The organism is Streptomyces sp. NBC_00045, from assembly GCF_045041095.1.
Taxonomy (GTDB): domain Bacteria; phylum Actinomycetota; class Actinomycetes; order Streptomycetales; family Streptomycetaceae; genus Streptomyces.
Map to the genome: position 1 here is coordinate 132,514 of NZ_CP108271.1, position 21,381 is coordinate 153,894.

Below are 21,381 nucleotides of genomic sequence, written 5' to 3' on the forward strand. Positions count from 1 at the left end.
CTCCAACGCGTGCGGGCTCCAACGCGTGCGGACGCCTGCCGACCGGCCCGCTCCCTGCCCGGCCAGGGAGCGGGCGCCCGGTGCGCGGCCGCCTTGCCCGAGGGTCTCCGCCGCCTGGAGGTGTACCCGTTCCCGGGGGTCCAGGTCGGTCTTGCGTGTGCGGGAGAAGACTTCCCGGGGTCCGGATACTGCACTGCCTGGCAAACACCGCCCGACATCGACGGTGAGCTGTCAGAACTCCTGGGGACCCCTGACAGCCGGGACCGTCGATGTAGTCGGCTTGCGAGATCCGGGCGGGAAAGCCGTTGACGCGGTGAGGGTCAGGCTGCGGCGAGGCTGATCTGGTCCTTGAAGATCACCCAGTGCTGACCCTGGTCCTTCGGGTCGCACGGCTTGGTCGAGACGTTCGGGGTGTTCCAGGCGTTGGCGTAGCAATAGGCCGGAGCGTAGGTGAGGGCGATCTGCTGGCCGGAGACGTTCCAGTACTGCCCCTGGTCCTTCGAGTCGCACGGCTTCACCGAGACGTCCGAGGCGTTCCACGTGTTGGCGAGACAGTAGGCCGGAGCGTTGCTCAGCGAGATCTGGTGGCCCGAGACCGTCCAGTGCTGGCCCTGGTCCTTCGGGTCGCACGGCTTCGTGGAGACGTTCGGGGTGTTCCAGGCATTCGCGAGGCAGTAGAGACCGGGAGCGCGCAGAGCCGGGGTGGCCGTTGCCGCGGCATGCACCCCGGCGGCCGGCAGGAGGGAAGCGGTCAGCGCCAGCGTCGTGAGAGCGAGCGTCTTGCGGAGGGCGATGGTCATGGGGGCGAAATCCGTTCCTGCCGGAGAAGTGGGATTCGCGCCCGAACGCGAGATGGATTCTCAACTCGGTTGCGAACGCAAGGTAATTGGTAGCATCACCCAAGAGTTGACCAACGGTTTCTGCGCAGCATGTTCATCCCAAAGAGCCGGTACATGTGATGACCCGACAGACACCCGAAAACAGTCAGGGAGTCTGAGCCTTTCGGCCGGCAGGTCCCAGTCTTCCGCGTCCGTGCACCCGGACCGCAGGACCCACCCGGCGCAGCCCTGTAGGAACACCCCGGGCGAGCGTCCCGGATCCGACACGGCACCGCCTGCCCGAGATCACCACCCCGCGCCCCTCCCACCAGCGCGATTTCCCTATACGGGAACGATGGATCACCCCGGACGGCACCGTTCCCGGGAACGGGAACGGGAACGGGAACGGGAACGGGAACGGGCTACCTGCCGCGGCCCGGCCGCCGTGTCGACGCAGCGTGCCGACGGCGCGCGGGCACGGCCGGCTCGGCCGGGGTGGGACCGCTCAGATGCCCTGCCGGGATGCCCTTCACAGGGCCTCCCCCGTGCGAGTCCCGGCGTTTCCGGTGCCTCCTTCGGCGCCCAGGCCTCCGGTCACATCGACGGTGGTCGGGCCTTCGATCGTTGCGCCCAAACGCGTTTCCGGCGCGGTCGTCGTGCCCCGGCCGGTTCGTTCTGGTCCGGACGGACTCCGATCCGACGCACAGGTCGTGCACGGAGCCGCACTCGGCGGGTGCGGCTCCGTGTACTGCCGTCTCAGCTGATCGCGATGTCGTCGATGTAGCCGCGGTAGCTGCCGGAGCCCGGGTTCTTCTGGTCGTAGCCGACCAAGATCCGGCTGATCTGCTTGCCCGCGTTCTGGTCGAGGTTGACCGTGACGTAGTTCCAGGCGTCGAGGGTGAGTGCCGTGCACTGTTCGGCGGGGCTGATCCGGTGGCCCCTTTGGTCCCAGGACCAGCTGTCACGCAGGGTGCTGCCGTCGGTGAACACCAGGTCCACGGCGGCACATGCACTGTTGCTCGACCCGTCGGCGACCGTCGCGGCGGTGGCGTGGCTCTGCGGGTAGATCCAGTAGCTGAGGGCCTTTCTGTCAGGCATCGCGGTGCCGATGGCCAGCGGGCTGCCGCTGAGGTCGTAGACCTTCATGTAGGCGTCGGCGTGGTCCGTGCCGGCCTGCGTGGATCCGGAGTACACCAGTGCGCCGGTGCCGGTGTGGGCGGTTCCATCACTGCCGATGCCTGCCTGAGGGCCGTCGACGTTGTGGAGGCCTCCCCCGGCCGAGTCGACTGCGTGGCTCCAGGCCGGTACCGGGTCGCTCGACTCGAAGCCAGAGCGGAAGCTGCTGGCCGTGGCCGGCTTTTGCGGCTGGGCGGGAGCCGGTGCGGGCTGCTCCGGTGCGGGCTGCTCCGGTGTGGTCATGCTCTGGGTCGGTCCGTCACTGATGCAGGCGGGCTGCCGTACCCATTGGCCGTTCTCGTTGAGCTTGTCCGCAGCGACACCGGAGTCGTACATCATGGTGGCCCCCGACCCGGCGGGGTAGGTGACGGTGATCTTGGCGTCGGTGGAGTAGGTCCACTCGTCCCAACTGCCCTTGGCGAAGACGAACCGGCCGGTGTACGTCTTGCTGACCGGGAAAGCCTTCACCCAGGTCGTGGAGTGGGCAGGCGCTGCGGGGACCACGGCGTGGTAGGTCTTCTCCTCCGTGTTGGTCGTACCGGTCTGTACCGAATGGGTGATCAGCTGGGATGCCTCGACCGCGAAGTCGGCGTGCCAGAAATCACTGGAGGAACCCAGCTTGACGGTGATGGTTTCCTTCGTGCCGTTGGCGATGGAATCCGTCGTGATGGTGGAGGTGCTGTTGGTCACCTTGTAGTCGACGGTGGTCGACGGGATCGCTGCGTCGGTGTGCTGCGCCTGCAGGCACAGGGCCACCCCAGCGTCGTTGCCGGTCACCGCCGCCTGCGTCTGGCTGTAACTGCAGTAGGGGTAGGCCGAATGTGCAAGGACGGCGGCATCACATTTGGTCAGCGCGTACTTGGCGGCCCAGTCAGTGGCGAAGTCCTTCCCGCCGCCGAAGCGGGAGCCCCACAACTGGTTCTCCTTGCCGTGACACGGCCACATGTTCAGGTAGTCGGAGTGGCCGGCGAGCCAGCTGCTCGCCACGTCCACGCATTGGTCGTCGACCACGTTGCGGATCATGAACGTCGTTCCCGAGCCTTTGACCTGACCCGGCTCGAAATACCAGTACTGATACTTCTGGGAGCCGTCGCACCGCTGCTGCTCCACGGGCCGGATCCGCCAGGTGGAGTCCCACCATCCCGGCATCAGACACAACCCGGAATTCGTCTTGATCTGGAAACTTCCGTCACCCTGCGGATACAACGAGAACACCTGGTTGGAGCCGTCATTGCGGTCATAGGCCTGCAGCCACGCCCCGGAATCGGACGAACTCCGGGGCACGTCCATCGCCCGCTGGTCCTTGGCGAGCATGAAGACACAGTCCTCGGCGCTCTTGCCTTCACCGGCGTAGTGGCACTCATGGGACGTCTCGCCGGCCGCCTGTGCCTGCTGGGCCCCCGCCCCCAGTAGGGCGGCGACCAAAGCGAAAAGCGTCGACACCAGGACCCCGATGGGTACCGGGGGTCTGGGTCGCCGTCTTCTGGGCACGTGAGCCCGAACGGCATTGCTGCTGTGCATCTGCCACTTCCTCCTTCATCGTCCCGACGGTCCTGCGAGGCGGGGCCGTCGTAGCACCGCCAAAGTAGGAACGCGCAGCTGCCGATACATCCGTCACCTGACGTAGGAATGCTTGGGGTCGGTGGGTGTCCGGGCCGGGGCGGGACGAGGCCGGTCCTGCGGCTGCGTGCCGGTGCGTCGCAAGAGGGAGCGGCGAGAGTGGGGCACCGTGCGGTGGCCGGGTTGCCGTGGGCGGGGCGACGGGTTTGCGGCATGGAGAGGGCCGGCGTCCTGGGACTCCCGGTGCACGTGTACGGAATGGCATTTCAGCCGTACGCCAGGCCGATCGGGTGTGGCGGGCCGACGCCGGAGCAGGGCCCCGGATTTGACTGTCCGACCTCCGAATCCTCTTATGAAGCTCAAATGTGCGCCACCCGGTACGTATCGGAACGGGATTACGTCTATTGTCTGCTGTCGTGGAGCCAGCTCGACGAGTCGCAGCCCGGCTCATGTGACGTGCAGAGGTGAGGCCTTGGCCCAATTGTGGGAATGCGACCATCACCACCTGCTGTCGGGGAAGGGCAGCCAGTCGGAGGCCGTTACCTCTCGTCGGGCAGCTGACTCTTGCGGACCCGGCACCGCGGCGCCGTCGGCCGGGTTCGGTACACGGCTGCCTGGTTCAGCAGGCAGATGGCATCACTACGGGAGAGACGGCCGTGCAATTCTTGGGGCCTCGCCTCGTCGGACGCGATGCCGAAACGGCGATGCTCACCACTCTGGCGCTACGTGCCGCGCGGGGCTCGGGGCAGGCCGCGTTCATCGCCGGCGAGGCCGGAGCGGGCAAGACCGCGCTGCTTCGGCGCGCGGCGGCAGACGCCGAAGGCGCCGGCCTCCAGTCGTTGTGGGGCTCGGCCCGGGAGCTGGAGGCGCATCGCCCGTTCGCAGTGGTATCGGCCTGCCTGGGGATCGATGACCGCCCAGTGGACCCGCTGCGCGCCCGGGCAGCCGAAGTCCTCTTGGGACAGGCTCGGTACGGGCTGCCGGGCACGCTGGGAGGCGCGGATTTCCCCACGGTGGAGGCCATGTGCGTTCTGGTGGAGGAGATCTGTGCGCAGGGGCCAGTGGCGCTCTTCCTCGATGATCTCCAGTGGGCCGATCGGGCCAGTGCGCTGGTATTGCAGCGGCTCGTGCAATCGGTGGCTCAGTTGCCGCTGCTGATCGTCGGGGCACTTCGCCCGGTTCCCCGCGTGGTCGAGGTCGACGTACTCACCCGCGGGCTGCGAGGCGGCAATCGCACGGTGCTCCAGCTCGGTCCGCTGGCCTCCTCGACCGTGCCCTTGTTGGTGGCCGACACGATCGGGCATGAACCCGGCCCTCGGTTGCTTCGTCTGTGCGAGGGGGCGGCAGGCAACCCGTTGTACCTGGAGGAGCTGATCGCCGCCCTTCAACGGGAAGAGGCGATCACACTGCACGGGGCCGTCGCAGAGGTCACGGCCGATTACCCCGTTCCGGCGATCGACACGCTGATCACTCACCGGCTGGCGTACCTGCGTGACGAGGTCTTGCAGGTGTTGCGCGCGGCGTCGGTGCTGGGAGCCGGCTGCACGCTCCACGATCTGGGAGCAGTACTGGAGGTGCCGGCCCACGTCCTGCTCACAAGCATCGCCGATGCCGAAGCGGCCGGAATCCTGACTCCCGATGGCCCACGTGTCGTCTTCCGTCATGACCTGGTGCGCCAAGCTCTGCTCGACGACGTGCCGAGTTCCGTGCGCTCGCTGCTGCACATCCGGGCGGCGCAGGCTCTGACCCGGGCCGGGGCAGCGCCCGAGCGCGTTGCCGGACATCTGCTGGAAGCCGCCCCTCCGGACGGGGAGTTCCTGGTTCCCTGGATAACCGATTCCGCAGCGCGGCTCACCACGCGTGCGCCCGGTCTTGCCCTGCGGCTGCTGGGCACGGCGCTGGAGATCGCCGATCCCGCTGACCCGCGCTACGAGCAGTTACGTCTACACCATGTCGTCGCGCAACTGTCATCAGGTCTGCTGGCCGAGGCCGAGGAGAGCGCCCGCATCGCTCTGGCCAGGCCTGCCGATTCCGGTCTGGAAGATCTGTTTCGCTGGATCATCGTGCAGGCCGCGTTCGCGCGCGGCCGCCCCGACATCGCTCTGGCAGAAACCCGTCTCACGCGCGGAACAGCGGGCGCGCCGACACTCGAAGCAGTCCGGTTCCAAGCATTTGCATCGGTATGCCTCTTCGCCCTGGGGCGGCTGCCGGAAGCGGGAGCCGTCGCTGCCGCTGCGCGGCGAGCGGCTGCCGAGCTGGGCGACTCAATGGCCTTGGCCCATGCCCTGCAAGTGCTGGCCGCCAAGCATTTCCTGGAGGCTCCTGGCCTTGAAGCACTGGAGCTCGCCCGTCAGGCGTCGCGTCTGACACCCGAGACGATCCACCCGGCGCAGTGGCTCGGGCTGCAGCTCGCGCTGGCCAACTGCTACATGGAACTGGATCTGACCCCGGACGCGGAGCGCGCCTTGGCGAGCGTCCGCCCGAGCGCCGAGCACCTCGGGGGTGTTTTCCTGCCGTGGTACCACCTGTCCTGTGCGCTGCTGGCGTTCCATGCCGGCCGGTGGGAGGACGCGATCGCAGAGGTGGACGCCGGCCTCGACCCCGGCGTCCACTTTGCAATGAGCCGGGCGTTGAGAGCGCTGGCGGGGGCAATAGCCGTCCATCAAGGCCGGCGGGACGACGCCGAGACCCACATGAGCCAGGCTGCAGCGGCACAAGACAGCGGAACGGTCTCCTGGTTCTACGAGTACGTCCTCTTGTGCACCCAGGCCCTGCTGGACGAGGCACAGGGGCGTCCCGAGCGTGCCTTCCGCCGTCTGGCGCACAGCTTCGATGTCGGAATCGGGCATCTGCCCGGCCAGCTGATCCTCAGCTTCCTGACACCCGATCTGGTCCGACTCGCGCTTGACCAGGGCGACTCGCCGGCAGCCCGGCGTTACGCGCAGGCGGCGCGCTCGCGTGCCGCGCACAGCAGCGCTCCCTACCATCTGGGGGACGCCTGCCGGTGCGAGGGGCTCCTCGCACAGGATCCGGAGCTTCTGTTGGAAGCAGCCCGTCACTACCGTGAAGCCACACGGCCGCTGAACCAGGCGCACGCCCTCACCGACGCCGCCGAGCTGCACGCGATGCGCGGCCGGCCCTCCGACGGCCGCGCCCACCTCGAACGGGCCCTGGCGATCTACGCCGACCTGGGCGCGGTCTGGGACGCGGCACGTGCCACCGCCCGCCTTCGCGCGGTCTCCGTGAGCCGCGGCAACCGCGGCCCCCGCAACACCGCCCGGCTGGGATGGGAAGCGCTCACCTCCACCGAGCGCATCATCGCCGGTCATGTCGCTGCCGGACACTCCAACCCCGAAACAGCCGCCCGCATGTGCATCTCGCGCCGCACCGTCAGCACCCACGTCTCCAACATCCTGCGCAAGCTCGGACTGACCTCGCGAGTGGAGCTGGCCACCGAAGTGATCCGCCGCAACAGCCCACCCGAACAGCAGCAGCCGTCAACTTGACCGGCCCTGAAGGGCCGGGCTTGGAGGTAGCGCCCAGCGGGCTGCTGGGTGGGCTGCTCAGGACTCGCCCTTGCGGTGCTCGCGGAGCATCTTCAGCGCGTCCGGGGAGCAGGCGAAGCGGACGTCCTTCAGCCGGCCCGCCACCGTCCAGATGGGGACGGTCTGCTGACCGTACTGCCACGACAGGCACCGGTCGTCGAACGGCTGCGCCGCCTCGGGCCGGAACGTGACCGGCTTCGACTCCACCTTGACCCGACGCATCGACCCGGGCTCGCCGTAGTTCCCGGCCTTGATGCTGACCTTGAGCGTGGTGTAGGCATCGCGCGTCTTCTTGATCACGTGCTGGGCAGCCTGCGCCCCCAGCCCCCGAGCCTTCAGCTCGGCTGGCCCATGTCAACTCGCTGGGAGCCAAACCCCAACATCCGCACGGGTGGAACCGTTGTCTACACCCTTCACGCTCACTTGGTCTTCACGCCCAGGTACCGGCGTGGCCCGTTCACGGACGAGATCCTGACGCGCTGCGAAGAAGTCATGCTCGCGGTGTGCGCTGACTTCGCGACAGAGCTGGTCGAGTTCAACGGCGAACGCGACCACGTGCACCTGCTCGTGCATTACCCGCCGAAGGTCGCCCTGTCCCTGCTGGTCGGCTCCCTCAAGGGCGTCTCTGCCCGGGGTTCCTCGCCAGATCATGCTGAACCGTCACCTGTATTCGACACCGCGTCAGCGACCGAGGAGGCCTCACATGGTCCCAGGAACGAGCATCCCACCGGGGCATGATGCCGGGTCCCGGTCGCACCGCACGGCGGAAGGGGGATCGCCCACCCGGTCAACCTGCCGCGACGGCGACACCCTAGCCGTGTTTCACTCCGCCGCTGCCCGACGAGAGTGAATCGCCGCGCCCGTCGCACCCCGGCAAATGCCCCGGATATAAGGCGTCAGCTGGGGTGTCGCGCCCCCAACGGGCGTGCACGCTGCGCAATCGAGTGGCTACGCTGTGATCATGGACGATGGCCGCACGCAGGTCAGCGGGTCCGTCGGGCTGCCCTGGCACTGGTTCACGGTCGTCGTCCCACACTTCCGACGAGCATGGGGATGCAAGTGATCAGGAAGACAAAGTGGTTGGGGGCGCTCGCTCTGGCCGGCGCGCTCACCCTGACGGGGGCTCCGGGCTCCGCCGGTGCCGCGCCGGGCGAGGGCAAGCTGACCGTCAACCTCCTACGGGACTTCGCCGCCAAGGGCGACCGGAACCCGAATATCCAGGTACCGCACGGCCCGGGGACGGTCAGGCTCTGCGAGCGGCTCACCCGCCCTGCGCCGTGCCGGACCTACCAGATCGGCGCCGACGGCACCGTTGAGATCGACACCACCACGTGGACCGGTTCCCCCGGGCGGTACAGCGTCGAACTGCTGAACTGGGCTGACAAGTACGATCCCGCCACCGGGCAGGGTTTCCTCCAGCCTGCGTTCGCCGGACCCGGGCTCTCGTCGCACCTCGCCTTCGTCGACCTGAGGGCTGGCCAGGACGCCACCCTCGACTTCGGGGTGTGGAACCCGGACGACTACTGCCAGGACAATCCCGACCTGGCCACGCCCTGCCAGCAGGCCGCCACCAAGCCCGGCGGCAAGACCCTGGTGACGTTCCCGTACACCTCCCGCGGCGACACCCAGGGCAACCCCAACAACCCCACGGAGCTCGCCAACGGCACGCAGACCGGTACCGCCTACGGGCTGGCGTACGACAAGAAGAAGCGGCGCATCTTCACCGGCGCGTACGCCAAGCGGCACGGCGACTACGGCCCCGGCGGCCCGGGCGCCATCTACGTCACGGACCGGGGCACCGGCGCGACCACCCAGTTCGCCGTCGTTCCGAACGCCGGTACCACCGTCCACAACCAAACAGACCGCGTCGACGCGGACTTCGCAGCCGTGGTGGGCCAGGAGTCGCTCGGTGACATCGAGATCTCGGCCGACGGCTCCCGGCTCTACGTCGTCAACATGAAGGACCGCAACCTCTACACCTACGACACCACCACGGCGGCGCCCGTCGGCGCACCGCTGCCCATCCCGGACACGGCCTGTACCCCGGCGGCCGACTGGCGGCCAATGGGCCTCGGCATGCGCGACGGGGTCCTGTACGTGGGCGGCGTCTGCTCCGCACAGAGCACCCAGGACGTCACCCGACTGCGGGCCGTGGTCTGGACGTTCAACCCGGCCACCGGCACGTTCGGTGCCGCGCCGGTCGTCAACGAGCCGTTGGACTTCCCCCGCGATCCCGCCGTCGCCCCGACCCCGGGCAACTGGAAGCCCTGGACCAAGGACGACCTGACGCAGTTCCCCGACGGCGGCAACTCCCAGTGGGCCTACCCGCAACCGATGCTCAGCGACATCGAGATCGAACGCGACGGGTCACTGGTCCTTGGCTTCCGCGACCGCATGGGCGACCAGTCCGGACTGGTCATCCCCAATGCCAACCCGGCCAAGGCCAACGTCATCGAGAGCATCGCGACCGGCGGCGACCTCTACAGGGTCTGCCGCACGACCACCGGCACCTTCGAGTGGGAAGGCGGCGCGGCCTGCCCACGCACCGGCAGCGAGTTCTACAAGGGTGACGAGTGGTACTCGGGCGGCGGACACCTGGAGACCGTGCAGGGCGCCCTGGCGCTGCCGCTCGGCGGTGACCGCCTCGCCGCCACCGCGATGGACCCGGTCCGGTCGGTCAACTCCACAGGGGTCGCCTTCTTCGACCGCTGGCAGGGCGACCGCGGCGCCGACCCGTCACAGCAGGGGCTCGGCCTCGCCTACGCCAACGACGGCGGCTTCGGCAAGGCCAACGGTCTCGGCGACCTGGAGCTGCTCTGCGACGAGCCTCCGGTCCAGATCGGCAACCGGGTCTGGCGCGACAAGGCAGACGGCACCCAGAGCTACGACGAGACGGCGGGCATCCCCGGTGTGACGGTGATCCTGCGCGACGCGACGGGTCAGGAGATCGCGCGCAAGAAGACCGACGCCAAGGGCGAGTACTACTTCGACCACCGCGACGGACTGCGCCCCAACACCGCGTACACGCTGGAGTTCGACAAGTCCACGGCCGACCCGACCAACGACTACGGTCCGGCCGATCTGCAGTGGACCCCGCACGGCCGCCCCAACCAGGCCACCAACTCCGACGCGGAACCGGCCGGCGGCGACCCTGAGGCGGACACCGCGACGGCAGCCGTCACCACCGGCCCGCCCGGAACCATCAACCACGACATCGACGCGGGTCTGTGGGTCGCCAGCTGACCCCATGACCCGGTGACCCGGTGACCCGGTGAGCGCACACCGCACACCGCACACCGCACACCGGCAGACCGGGAGGGGCCCGACGACGGGTCCCTCCCGGCTGTTTTCCCGAGCGCGGCCGTCAGGCGAACACCGAAGAGCCCAGCGGGCGCCCCGCCGAGAACCCGGGCAGCACCAGAAAGGTGCCGGAGGCCGTGGCCGTGGCGAAGGCGGACAACTCGTCGCCGTCGTCAAGCCGCCGCTGGGTCTCCACGTACGTCCGCAGATCCCGCTGGAAGGCGATGAACAGCAAGCCTTGGTCCCCGGTTCCGTTGGAGAAGCTGTAGCCGCGGCGCAGCATCAGCCCGCTCCCGGTCGCGGCCGGATGGGCCCGCCGGACATGCGACATCAGCGGAACGAGGTATCTGCCGTCCGCCGTTTTGGCTCCCAGGTCGACGGCCGCTGCCGGCCCGCCGCCGCTCAACGGCGCCGCGTCGGACCTCTGTCGGCCGATGACCCGTTCCTGCCCGGTGACGTCCTGGGCGAGGAAGCCTGCCACGTCCAGCCGCAGCCTTCGGACCACGGCGATGGTGGCCCCGCGGACCCGCTCCGGCCCTGCCAGCCAGACTTCCCGGGCCAGCTCCCGCTCCGTCCGCGGGACGGACACACCGTCCAGGAAGCCCAGCAGGTTGCGCACGGGGCCGGGTTCGCGGGCGGGCGGACGGAAGCCGCCCTGGGACCAGCGCGCTCGCGCCGACCGCTCCCCGAGCCAGCCGGTCAGCACCCGCTCGGCGTGCGCCACCACCTGCGGATCCGCGGCGCAGAGCTGCACCATCAGGTCCCCCTGACGTGCGTGGTCCGGCACGGCCCTCTCCAGATCCTCCGGGAGCCCCGCCGCCCCGGGCAGCCGGCCGTCCACCGACGCGACCAGGCGTGGGCCGACTCCGACGGTGACGCTCAGGTCCCCCGATGCGAGCCCGCCCAGTTCCGGGCCCGTGTCGGAGCAGAGCGCGGTGATCCGGCGGCCGAGATCGGACAGCAACCGTGCGAGGAAGGGCCGTTCGCCGGAGTTCCGGGCTGCCGCACCGTCCGGCGGCGGAAGGTCGAAGACCGCCAGGGTCGCGTTCTGCTGGGGTTGCGCCGGGCGGTCGACTCCCGCCTGCCGCGGGCCCTCGGGCGGTACGGCCGCAGCTGCCGCCGCCCAGGTTGTGCCCGCGACCGTCTCCGGAGCACGGGCGGCCGGGCGCCGGTCCCGGCCCGCGACCGCCCACCCCGCCGCCACGGCCGGTACCGCGACCGCAAGGCTCCCCAGGAGCCGGCGTCGGACCAACGGCGGCGGTTCCGAATCCATCACATCGTTACGATCAGTGTCCACACGGGCACTCTAGGGTGATCATCGACTCCGCAAACAACCGGAAGAGACCCTCGTGATGCCACGCTTTTGCCGCCGCTCCGCCGGCCGTTGCCGCCTCGCCCCGGCCACCGCCGTGCTGGCCACCGCGCTGCTGTGCGCGGGCTGCCAGGCTCTGCCGACGGACCCGACATCGGCCAAGAACGCCGCTCCCGCGACCATCCGGGTGCCGGCCCAGGCAGCCACCATCAACGCCGCGCTCGACCGGTCCCGGCCGGGTGACCTCGTCCTGGTCTCGCCCGGCGTCTACCACGAGAGCGTCCGGATCCGCACCGAACGAGTGATCCTGCGCGGCACCGACCGGGGCGCAGTGGTGATCGACGGTCAGGGCCGGCGCGCCAACGGCGTGACGGTCACCGCTCCCGGCGTTTCGGTCGAGAACCTGACCGTCCGCAACCACCTGCTCAACGGCGTGCTCGTCACCGGTATGAGCGACGGCAGCGGCGGCCTCGCCCGGGGCAGCGACGGATATCGGCACCTCGATCCGGCCGAGTTCCCTCCGCTGAAGGGCTTTCGGGTGCGCTACGTCACCGCTCACGCGAACGGCCTCTACGGCATCTACGCGTTCAACGCCCAGCACGGCGTCCTGGAGCACAACCACGCCTCGGGCAGTGCCGACTCCGGGCTCTACGTCGGCCAGTGCAAGCCGTGCCACATCCTCGTCCGCGACAACGTCTCCGAGCACAACGCCATCGGCTACGAGGGGACCAATGCCAGCGGGCCGATCTGGGTGTTGCGCAACCGCTTCTCCGGGAACCGGGTGGGGCTGACGGTGAACTCCGACTACCTGGAGGCGTACGTCCCCCAGCAGGGCGGCACCATCGCCGGAAACCTGATCGCCGACAACGCGGACCCGGCCACCCCCGAGCAGGCCGACGGCGCCTTCGGCATCGGCATCGGCATCGCCGGCGGACAGCGCAACCAACTCCTCCGCAACCGGATCACCGGCAACCCCCGGGCAGGCATCGAACTCGCCTCCAACGAGGACCTCGCCCCGCGGGAGAACCGCCTCCGCGAGAACACGCTCACAGACAACGGCGTGGACGTCGCCTACCGCGCCTCCGTCCGAGCGCCCGGGCGCGGGAACTGCCTGGACGGCAACACCTTGAGCAGTACCCTTCCCGCCGACCTGGAAGCGGTCGCCGCCTGCCCGGACGGCCAGCCCGAAGCGGCCGGCCCGTCCCCGCGCACCGATCCGGCACCTCCCGGCATCCCCTTCCTGGACGTTGCCCCGCCGCCGGACCAGCCCCAGCTCCCGGACGCCGCGACCGCGCCCGCCTCCCCCGCCGACGGACTGCCGGGGCCCGTCGATCCCGACCGGGTACCGTTGCCCGGCACAGACCTGTTCGCCGACCGCAGCCGGCCGACGACGGTTGCCCGATGACGCCGCGCGCCCCCCGCAGGCCCGTCCGGGCCGCCCTCCTGCTGGCCGTGCTGCTCGCCTCGGCGGGCTGCACCGGGCCCGCCGCCGACCAGCCTGCCGAGGAACGGGCGTTGCTGACGGAACAGCAGGCCGAGCTCCTCGCGCTGGCCCGGTTCACCAACTACCGCAGCGCCGCCGGAACCGTGAGTGCCACCATCCCGGTGCCGGGCCGGACCGTCCGGCTCGACGGGCGACTCGACTGGCGCGCGCACACCGGCTACGCGGAGCTGCGCGACGAGACCCCTGGAGCCGCCACGCACTGGCGCCACCTGCTCCGCTGGAACCGCACCACGGTCTCGGCCCGGTTCAACTGGACCGGCCCGCGCCCCGACGAGCCGCCTGCCGACGGCTGGAGCGAGCGCCTCCTGCAACCCCGCTCGGCCACCGTGGACAGCACCCTGATCCTGCTGCTCTCGCTCGGGTCCGACCGGCCCGAGAACGCCCAGCTGCTCGTCCGCAGCAGCGCACGCGTGGTCGGCCACGAGAAGATCTCCGGGGCGCCGGTCACGGTCTTCTCCGGCCCCGGCACTGACACCGATGCCGGCACCGGCACCGGCACGCGCGATGCGCCCGCCACCTCAGCACCGTCCGCACCCGGGACTCCGGGGCGCACCCGCTACTGGATCGACGCCGACGGCGGTCTACGCCGCTTCGCCGCACGCCTGGGAGGCTCGGGCGCCTGGATGACCGCTGACATCTCCCGACAGCCCACACCACCCACCGCCCCCGCGGTCCCTGCAGCTCCGTGACACCCCTGGAGAAGTTTGGGCACGGCCTGATCGCACGTCGACCTCGCCCGAGCACGTACCGGCCGCAGAGGTGGCACTCAGTCCGAGGGCTTCGACCAGCACGGTGCGCAGGCGCCGTGTGGCCTCGCTCGGCGGAGCGGGCTACGACGCGTTCCGCTCCAGCGACTCCATGGTGGGACCAGCGCCAGAGGGGGGTCGCACGACGGAAGGGCGGGAGAGCGGGAGAGCGGGAGAGCGGCGGGTGTCGCCGTGCGCAGATCGTGAAGTACGGGTCTGACAGGGGCCCGTGCGGGCTTTGCCGACCGGCTCGGGGAAGGCTGATCCGTCCCGCGGTCGCCACTCCTGCGCTAGCCTCGTAGCAGACCTAGTTCCGGGAGGGCCCGATGCGGATCGTATTCGATGAGGCGGAGCAGGAAGCGCTGCGCGCTGACGCGCGGGACCTGGCTGGCGATGATCCGCAGGTCGCGTACGTACTCGAACGTCTGGCCGGCGAGGGCATCGATCTGGACCGGATCATGCCGTGGGAGGACCTGCGGGAGAACCTCGGGCAGCCTCCGCTGGACGACACCGCTTCTTCTGCGAACGTCGCCTGATGGGAAAGCACGGCCCACGGCGTGCCCGCGTCGTCTTCTACGACGTGGCGCAGGAGCAGATCGAGCGGATGTCCGAGGTGGAGCGGGCACGTCTTGATCCGGTGCTCGTCTCCGTCTCTCGGAACCCGGAGATCGGGATGCTGTCGAAGCACGGGTCCGTCCGCGAGCACCGGGAGGACGGGGTCCGCATTTTGTACGTGCCGACCGCTCTGGGCACGCTGATCCTCGTCGCATACGTCGAGGCCTGACCCTTCACGGTCCCGTCGGCCGGGTCACCTGCGGGCTCGGCGGGGTCCTTCAGCCCGCCGGCTCGCCGGCACCCTCATTCGACTCGACAAGTGATCGCCGAGACGCGGCCTGGCGGCAGCCCTCGCCGGTCGGATCATCCTCGCGGACAAGGTCGCCGTTGCCCTCGCCCCCGGCGGCCGCCGCCGTGTTCCCGCTGACACGATTGCCTCCCCCAAGGGTTGCGGAGGAATGTCGGCCAGCGCGCGGCGCTGCTGTTCCCCGCGGCCGATCTGCTGCGGGCCGTCGGTGCGGGGGGCGGCGGAGGCGAGGGCCACGGTGTGTCTGATGGGTCGGTGACGCCCTGTGCAGGGGTACTAGCGGGACCCAGTAGACGCGTTGTCATCGGTGGCCGCCGCGTCCGCCGACTTTGGGTTCCGCCAGCCGCCACTCCCGTTCGCGGCCCGGCCCGGTTGCTTCGCTGCGGTGCCGTCACCCGAGTAGGGCATGGCGTTCGGCGTCGTCGGCAGCCGCCGCGCAAGGTCCTCGTCCGTCTCGGACCGGCTGGACTTCGCGGTGACCTCGATCAACGCCAACGGGTCACCTGGTCGTTCGGGTACGCCTCACGACGCGCCGCGTCCCAGGCGAAGCCACCCGCTTGCCTGAGCCTCATTCCAAACGCGCGGTATTCAGCTGCGGCTGACACCCCGTGGAATGCCGACCGTACCGGGTTCGCACCTCACGGGAGGGACACCACCACGCCATATCGCCTGTCACCTGCACCGTGTCCGGACACGGACGAGCCCAGCGCCTCCACGACCGACGCACAGAAAGGGAATAACGTTCATGTATGGGTGCAATGTGTAGTTTCTTGGCTGTGATCGGGGGCCCGGTCCGAGCAGCGGCAGCTGATGAGGGCGGCCCGGGCGAGGCGTATGGCAGGCGGGGCAGCGCGGGCCGGCAGGTGAGCGCATGCCGAGGAAGGCCCTGGTCGCGCTGGGGATCGTTCTCGTCTTGTAGAGCTTTTTCGCGCTCTGCCTGGTCAGTGCGCTTCAGCTGCTCGTGCTGCGCAACACGCCGTTCGGGGTGACCGGAGCGTCCCCGGTCGTGAACGCCGTGGCCTCGAAGGTGTCGCTGGATACCCGCAGCTACGCGGATGAGTCCGCGGCGGTGGAGGCGATCGGGCAGAGCAAGCTCTACGGCGCCTACCTGCCCGGTCAGGCCAGCGACATGCTGATCGTCGTCCCCGCGAAGAGCTTCTTCGGGCGTGTGGAGCTGGAAGCCGCGTTCGAGGACGCGGCCAAGAAGCTCGACAGGCCCCTGACGGTGAAGACCGTCAAGCCGTTGCCGAAGAACGACCGCCTCGGCGGCGTCTCCGGGCTGCTGCTCATCGGCGGCTACCTGGCGGCCGTCCTGCTGCTCAAGACGACCAGGACGGCAGCGGCGCCCTGGCACGTGGCGATGCTGGTCGGCTACTCGGCGGTGGGCGCCCTGCTGACGGACCTGATCGCCGGGCCGGGCATCGGCGCCTACTCCAACAGCCACTTCTGGCCGCTCCTGCCCTGCTTCATCCTGATCGCCGCCTCGGTCAGCCTCGCGGGCCGCCGCCTTCCAGCGCCTCCTGGGACCCGTGGGCACCCTCGCGGTCGCGACCCTGTTCATCATCGTCGGCGGCTCCGCGGCCGGCGGGGTCGGCATCACCCTCCTGCCCGACTACTGGCAGCACCTCGGCGCCGTCTTCCCACCCCAGCACGCCATCACCCTGGTGCGCAACGTCATCTACTTCAACGGCAACAACATCGCCACACCGCTGATCGTCCTCGGCCTGTACGCCCTGGCCGGCGGCATCGTCATCGGCTACCTGGGACGCTGGCAGCCCGTCAAAAGGGTCGGTGCAACCGCCCCCTCGGACACGCCCGACGCGGCCGACGTCCCGGCCGCGCCCACCGCGGGCCCGAAGACGGCCGTCCGGGTACTCGTCGCGCTGGCCATCGCCGGGGTCATGCAGTGCCTGTTCACCGTCAACTACATGAGCTCGGCACACGAACCCGTCGCGACCGACATGCCCTTCGGTACCGTCAGCCCTTCCCCGCTCCTGGCCGCGACCCGGAGCAACCTCTCCCTCAAGGTCACCCAGTACGCGAATGAACAGGCGGCGAAGGAGGCGATCGACCGGGCCGAGATCTACGGAGCACTCATCCCCGGACAGGCATCGAACACCCTGCTCGTCGTCCCCACCCTCAGCGACGTCGCCCCCCTCGACCTGGCGGTGAACTTCGAGATCGCCGCGAAGAAGCTCGGGCACCCGCTCAGTGTCAAGCAGTACGCGCCCCACCCACTGGCCAAGAAGGACCCCTTCGGCCTCGTCGTGTCCCTCATGCTCATCCCGCTCCTGGTCGGCGGCTACATGGCCTCGACCATGCTGAGAACCGTCACCGGCAGTGCCACCGGACGCCGGCGCCTGACCGCGCTCCTCGGCTTCTCCGTCCTGGCCGGCCTGCTGGTCAACCTCGTCGTCGGCCCCTGGCTCCAGGGCTACCCCCTGGAGAAGTGCTGGATCGTCTGGCCGATCCTCTCGCTGGTCATCGCCGGCGTCGCCACGGTCGCCGCCGTCCTGCAAAAGCTCCTCGGCGCCGCCGGCACGCTCGTGACCGTCATCGTCGTCATGCTCTTCGGCAACCCCTCCTCCGGAGGCGCCAACGGCGTCCCCTACCTTCCGGCGTTCTGGCGGGACATCGGCCCGTTCCTGCCTCCCCGCAACGCATACCTCCTGCTCCGCAACACGATCTACTTCGACGGCCACGGAACGACCCAGGCACTGGTCGTCCTACTCCTCTACTTGGCCGTCCCGGCGATCGCCCTCGCCCTCCTCGACCGGTTCCGCACCCCCGAGATCCCCGTGACCCGCGAAACCGAGGCAGAGGCGACGGCGCTGACCGTCCCCGTCGGAGGCCTGCCCTAAGACCGGCTACCGCCGGCTCAACCACCGCTACGAACGCCATCCTGCACGGGCGGCCTGTACGGGGAGCACTACCACCTGCGCGGCACGGACAACTACTCCTCCGGAGCGGTCTCGAACTGACCTCCGGCGCCCGCCGGCCCCGGGCCGGCGGGCGTGGTCGAGGACCCGGCTGCGGGCCACTCCCGTTCGTGACCAACTCCGACTCTCGCAAGACTCGTCGAGAGGGCCAAGGCGAGTGGTGCGACATGGGGGGGGTGGGCTGTGGCGGCCGGCAAGGCGGTGCCGATCCGCTCTCGCCGGGCGCCGACGACGAAAGCCCGGCAAGCTCCGGATGTTCGGCCGTGCCGGCTTCGGGCTCCTCGGCAAGGCACGTCCTGCTCCACTCCTGCAAGGGCAAGGGCTCCACCGGATGCACCCTCATGAGCGGCTGAGCCTTCCGGGATTCCTTCCATGAACTTGGGGCGAACTGGATCGGTTCGGCGGCAGCGTGACTCCGCGCCGACCGGCGATTCACATGGCGCGGCCCGGGCCGCGCCATGCTTCGGGGCGCTCGCCGGCAGTCATCGGGAGTCGTTGCAGTTCTACGAGCCCCGTTCCTCGGTTCGCTGTGAACTCACCCGGATGAGAGCCTCAGCCGGTGACCGACCGTAACGGACCACAAAACCTGAGCCAGAAAGGAAACTGCTTCCGGGGCAGCTCCTGCGCCGAGAACCGAAGCGGAACTTCCACCGCCCTCTCGTGATGCGCGACTGCCGGGGTGCCGGCGTTGGGCGCGACGGCCCGTCGGGGGTGAGCTCGGGGCCGGGGGCCCATTCAGGCAGAGCGGCGAGTGAGGGCCCGTCTGGGAACAAGCCTGCATCGTCTGCTCCCGCGCAGGCGACGGGCCGACAAGCCCCCGCAGCCGACCGTGCGAGGGGCGCCCGCCGGCTGCAGCCACGCCGGAGTCCACTGCATCACGCCCCTGATCACGCCTCCCCTCCGTCCGAGAGCAGGCGGACAGTGTCGGGTTCCAGATCAGGCCAATGAGGAGGGAAAGCATGTCACCCTGCGGATTCGTGAAGTGGTTCGACCCTGACCGGGGTACCGGTCTCATCAGCCAGGACGGGACCGGCCCGGACATCCAAGCCGAGGTCCGGGCGATTCATGACAAGGGACCCCATATGCGTCCCGGCGACAGAGTCCTCTTCGACATCACCCACGACAGCGCGGGGCTACGTGCCGACAACATCCGCCGTCCGGAGGGTTCCCGCAGCCACCACGGACCAGGGCAGGACAGCGACGGGCAGGCGCCTTGATAGCCGGCTCCCGCCCTGGCCGCTTCGGACTCCACAGGGAGTATGCTCTCGTCCTTGAACCAGTAGTCGCCCGCCGCAGGTAGCGGGAGGGCCGGGCCGTGCGACCGTGACCGCGCGCCTTCCGTCCTTGCACGGGTGGAGGGTGCGGACGCCGGGCTTGCCAGTCGTTGAAATCCTCCATCACGCTCACGGGCCCCGGCGGAATCTCGCGCGGGAGAACGAACGTGACATCGGGACCGCTCTTGCGCGGCCTACGCTCCAGCATGAATCGCTCCAGTCCAGTAGGGGACAACGGAAACCCGCATCCTCAACCACCCTGATACCGGCCGCGCGCCGGTGCAGCCGTAGGCGTGAGCGCGTCACCCGCCCGGCATTCCCCGGCCCGCAGTCGGGGCTCGTGCATGTCACGTTGGCAGGGCGACGAGAGGGCAGGTCCATACGTGCGGGGCCCGGCCGGTTGAAGCCATCCCGGTCGGGTCCCACCACAGAGCGCGCACCCGCCATGCTCGGCCCTCTACAGTGCGACCTGTGGATGATCACGAGACGGACCTCCTGGGCGCGGTGCGCACCGCTCTTCGCGAAGCGGGGTTCGATCCGGGGAGCGGGGGTGGGCAGGGCGTGCATCTGGTCCGCCACGCCCGCGGCGTGATGGTGGGCTGGCTGCCCGAAGAGATCGACGAACTGCACGCCCGCACCAGCGGCCCGCACCCGGCGGGCGAGGCCGATACAGGGCTGGCCGGGCTGCACCACGCCACCGGTCTCGCTCTGGACGCCGCGCTCCGTGCAGCGGGGTTCACCACCGAAACCCAAGACGACCACATTCTCGTTCTGCCCCCGCCCCCGGCGTGAGAGCGCAGCAGCCCCGGTCGCTGTGTGCTCCGCCCGGTGCCGTCACAGCCCTCGAACAAGTCCACCGCACCGGTCAATGCCGGCGAACCCGGCGGCTCCCGGCCGGCACCGCGAGCAGATCGAGCGCCTGACCCAGGACATCGCGGACGCGTGTAGCACCTTGGACCGCAAGGGTCCGACCCACGAGGTAGAGCGGACACAGGTCCACCGCGGCACCGGCGACTGACGCCCGCAACCGCCCGCCCCAAGGTGGCGGGCGACGAAGCCGCTCCCTGCCCGCGGGGAGTGGCGTCGCCGGCCTCCGTCAGTTTCAGTGCCGCGCGCAGCAGCGCCCCTCCCCCACTGTTCAGCACGTTCATGGGCAGGGCCATCAGCGCAGTCAGTGCCTCGACGGTGTCGCCGCCTTCGACTTCGACGCGTACTCCGCCGTCGTTCTGGACGAGGCGCCGGACGGCGGAGTCCAGGCGGATGTCGGCGAAGTGGACCTGGCCTGCGATGGATTCGACGAGTTCGCGGGTGCCCTTCACCAGCTTGATGGCCGACAGGGCGGCCAGGGTGTGGGGCACGCTACAGCCCAAGAGGGCGCAGGTGCGGAAGAACGTGGGAGGTACCTCGAAGGAGTACGCCCCCGGCGACCACGGGCGTTGAAGCGGTCATCTCTACGCGTCGGGCGAACGGCTCCTCCTCCAAGGAGACCTCGTCCCACAGTGGTGACCATGCTGAACCGAGTAGCCGTCCTGTCCGATATTCACGGCGTCCTGCCCGCCCTGGACGCCGTGCTCGCCGAACCGGAAGTGAGCGCCGCCGATCGCATCGTGCTCACCGGCGACATCACAGCCGGCCCGCAGCCGACCCTGGTTCTTGACCGGCTGACCTCTCTCGGCGACCGCGTCGTGTGGATCAGCGGCAATGCCGACCGTGAACTCGTCGAATACCGCCGCGGCCGGCGCGACTCGATTCCCGATCCCATCGCTCCCTGGGCCGCCGAACAACTGCGGAGAGACCACATCGACCTTCTTGACCGACTGCCGCAATCGATCTCCCTGCCCGTACGCGGCCTGGGGAAGGTGCTGTTCTGCCACGCCACCCCCCGGAACGATGAAGAGGTCGTCCTGGTCGACTCACGCCTCGACCGCTGGCGAGAGGTCCTCAGCGGGGTCGACACCGATATCCGCGCGGTGGTCTGCGGGCATACACACATGCCGTTCGTCCGCCTCGTCGACGGCCTGCTCGTGATCAACCCCGGCAGCATCGGCATGCCCTACGGACGGGCCGGGGCGCACTGGGCGCTCCTGGCCCCGGCATCGAACTACGCTCCACAACCTTCGACATCGAGGCAGCCGTCCTCCAGGTCACCCAGGACTCCTCCTACCCCGAAATCGCCGAGTGGGCCCACTACTTCCTCCACGCGCGAGCGTCAGACGCAGATGCTCTCGAAGGCTTCGCCCCTCGGGACGGACGCAGCCACGCACCGTGACTTCGTGCACCCGGCGAAGGCCGCACACCCCGGAATTCGGATGACGACAAGCGCTTCGTCATCGAATGGGTGAGGT

At 69.6% G+C, this 21,381-nt stretch carries 14 protein-coding genes and 4 pseudogenes; 12 read left to right on the plus strand and 6 right to left on the minus strand.

Annotation, left to right across the window (positions count from 1 at the left end):
- Positions 1 to 320 precede the first annotated feature (320 nt).
- Complete coding sequence (locus tag OHA65_RS00800) at positions 321 to 800, minus strand: ricin-type beta-trefoil lectin domain protein (RefSeq protein ID WP_405760712.1); 480 nt, start codon at positions 798 to 800, stop codon at positions 321 to 323.
- A 774-nt stretch (positions 801 to 1,574) separates the two neighbouring features.
- Positions 1,575 to 3,437: a ricin-type beta-trefoil lectin domain protein gene (locus OHA65_RS00805; RefSeq protein ID WP_328761086.1), complete on the minus strand. Its 1,863-nt coding sequence runs from the start codon at positions 3,435 to 3,437 to the stop codon at positions 1,575 to 1,577.
- Between the two features lie 773 nt (positions 3,438 to 4,210).
- Here OHA65_RS00805 and OHA65_RS00810 point away from each other — a divergent pair.
- Positions 4,211 to 7,060, plus strand: a complete 2,850-nt coding sequence (locus tag OHA65_RS00810) for an ATP-binding protein (RefSeq protein ID WP_405760715.1) — start codon at positions 4,211 to 4,213, stop codon at positions 7,058 to 7,060.
- A gap of 60 nt (positions 7,061 to 7,120) precedes the next feature.
- Here OHA65_RS00810 and OHA65_RS00815 read toward each other — a convergent pair.
- Positions 7,121 to 7,444: pseudogene (locus OHA65_RS00815) on the minus strand (RNA-guided endonuclease TnpB family protein); the annotation flags it as partial.
- A 6-nt stretch (positions 7,445 to 7,450) separates the two neighbouring features.
- Here OHA65_RS00815 and tnpA point away from each other — a divergent pair.
- Both tnpA and OHA65_RS00825 read left to right on the plus strand, forming a co-directional pair.
- Positions 7,451 to 7,756 (plus strand): annotated as a pseudogene (gene tnpA, locus OHA65_RS00820) (IS200/IS605 family transposase); the annotation flags it as partial.
- A 402-nt stretch (positions 7,757 to 8,158) separates the two neighbouring features.
- Entirely contained in the window at positions 8,159 to 10,342 is a 2,184-nt protein-coding gene (locus OHA65_RS00825; protein WP_405760718.1) for an SdrD B-like domain-containing protein, read from the plus strand.
- A 121-nt stretch (positions 10,343 to 10,463) separates the two neighbouring features.
- On the opposite strand, the gene OHA65_RS00830 is transcribed toward OHA65_RS00825, so the two are convergent.
- Positions 10,464 to 11,696 (minus strand): Dyp-type peroxidase, encoded by a 1,233-nt coding sequence (locus OHA65_RS00830; protein ID WP_405760720.1) that lies wholly within the window; start codon positions 11,694 to 11,696, stop codon positions 10,464 to 10,466.
- A gap of 55 nt (positions 11,697 to 11,751) precedes the next feature.
- Between OHA65_RS00830 and OHA65_RS00835 the strand changes: the two genes are divergently transcribed.
- From OHA65_RS00835 to OHA65_RS00850, 4 genes are all read left to right on the plus strand, one after another.
- Positions 11,752 to 13,116, plus strand: a complete 1,365-nt coding sequence (locus OHA65_RS00835; protein WP_327281109.1) for a right-handed parallel beta-helix repeat-containing protein — start codon at positions 11,752 to 11,754, stop codon at positions 13,114 to 13,116.
- Positions 13,113 to 13,904: a hypothetical protein gene (locus tag OHA65_RS00840; protein WP_405760722.1), complete on the plus strand. Its 792-nt coding sequence runs from the start codon at positions 13,113 to 13,115 to the stop codon at positions 13,902 to 13,904. Before OHA65_RS00835 ends, OHA65_RS00840 begins: the two co-directional genes overlap by 4 nt.
- A 383-nt stretch (positions 13,905 to 14,287) precedes the next feature.
- A complete protein-coding gene (locus OHA65_RS00845) occupies positions 14,288 to 14,497 on the plus strand; it encodes a hypothetical protein (protein ID WP_327281112.1) in 210 nt (69 codons plus the stop codon).
- Positions 14,497 to 14,745 carry a hypothetical protein gene (locus OHA65_RS00850; RefSeq protein ID WP_327281113.1) on the plus strand — a complete coding sequence of 83 codons (249 nt, stop codon included), beginning with the start codon at positions 14,497 to 14,499 and terminating at the stop codon, positions 14,743 to 14,745. The genes OHA65_RS00845 and OHA65_RS00850 overlap by 1 nt, the downstream gene beginning before the upstream one ends.
- Before the next feature lie 1,194 nt (positions 14,746 to 15,939).
- Here the strand turns inward: OHA65_RS00850 and OHA65_RS00855 are convergent.
- Entirely contained in the window at positions 15,940 to 16,113 is a 174-nt protein-coding gene (locus tag OHA65_RS00855) for a hypothetical protein (RefSeq protein ID WP_405760726.1), read from the minus strand.
- Between the two features lie 239 nt (positions 16,114 to 16,352).
- Here OHA65_RS00855 and OHA65_RS00860 point away from each other — a divergent pair, with 239 nt between their 5' ends.
- The 4 genes from OHA65_RS00860 (at position 16,353) to OHA65_RS00875 (ending at position 20,054) form a co-directional block, all read left to right on the plus strand.
- Positions 16,353 to 17,684, plus strand: a complete 1,332-nt coding sequence (locus OHA65_RS00860; RefSeq protein WP_405760728.1) for a hypothetical protein — start codon at positions 16,353 to 16,355, stop codon at positions 17,682 to 17,684.
- Between the two features lie 1,037 nt (positions 17,685 to 18,721).
- On the plus strand, positions 18,722 to 18,979 hold the full coding sequence (locus OHA65_RS00865; protein WP_405760730.1) for a cold-shock protein: 258 nt from the start codon (positions 18,722 to 18,724) through the stop codon (positions 18,977 to 18,979).
- A 528-nt stretch (positions 18,980 to 19,507) separates the two neighbouring features.
- Positions 19,508 to 19,828, plus strand: coding sequence for a hypothetical protein (locus OHA65_RS00870; RefSeq protein ID WP_327281115.1), 321 nt, complete (start codon positions 19,508 to 19,510; stop codon positions 19,826 to 19,828).
- A gap of 76 nt (positions 19,829 to 19,904) precedes the next feature.
- Positions 19,905 to 20,054 carry a hypothetical protein gene (locus OHA65_RS00875; RefSeq protein ID WP_327281116.1) on the plus strand — a complete coding sequence of 50 codons (150 nt, stop codon included), beginning with the start codon at positions 19,905 to 19,907 and terminating at the stop codon, positions 20,052 to 20,054.
- 130 nt (positions 20,055 to 20,184) lie between these two features.
- On the opposite strand, the pseudogene OHA65_RS00880 reads toward OHA65_RS00875, so the two are convergent.
- Positions 20,185 to 20,394: pseudogene (locus tag OHA65_RS00880) on the minus strand (FAD-dependent oxidoreductase); the annotation flags it as partial.
- 150 nt (positions 20,395 to 20,544) lie between these two features.
- On the opposite strand from OHA65_RS00880, the pseudogene OHA65_RS00885 reads away from it, so the two are divergent.
- Positions 20,545 to 21,305 (plus strand): annotated as a pseudogene (locus OHA65_RS00885) (metallophosphoesterase family protein).
- Positions 21,306 to 21,381: the final 76 nt, after the last annotated feature.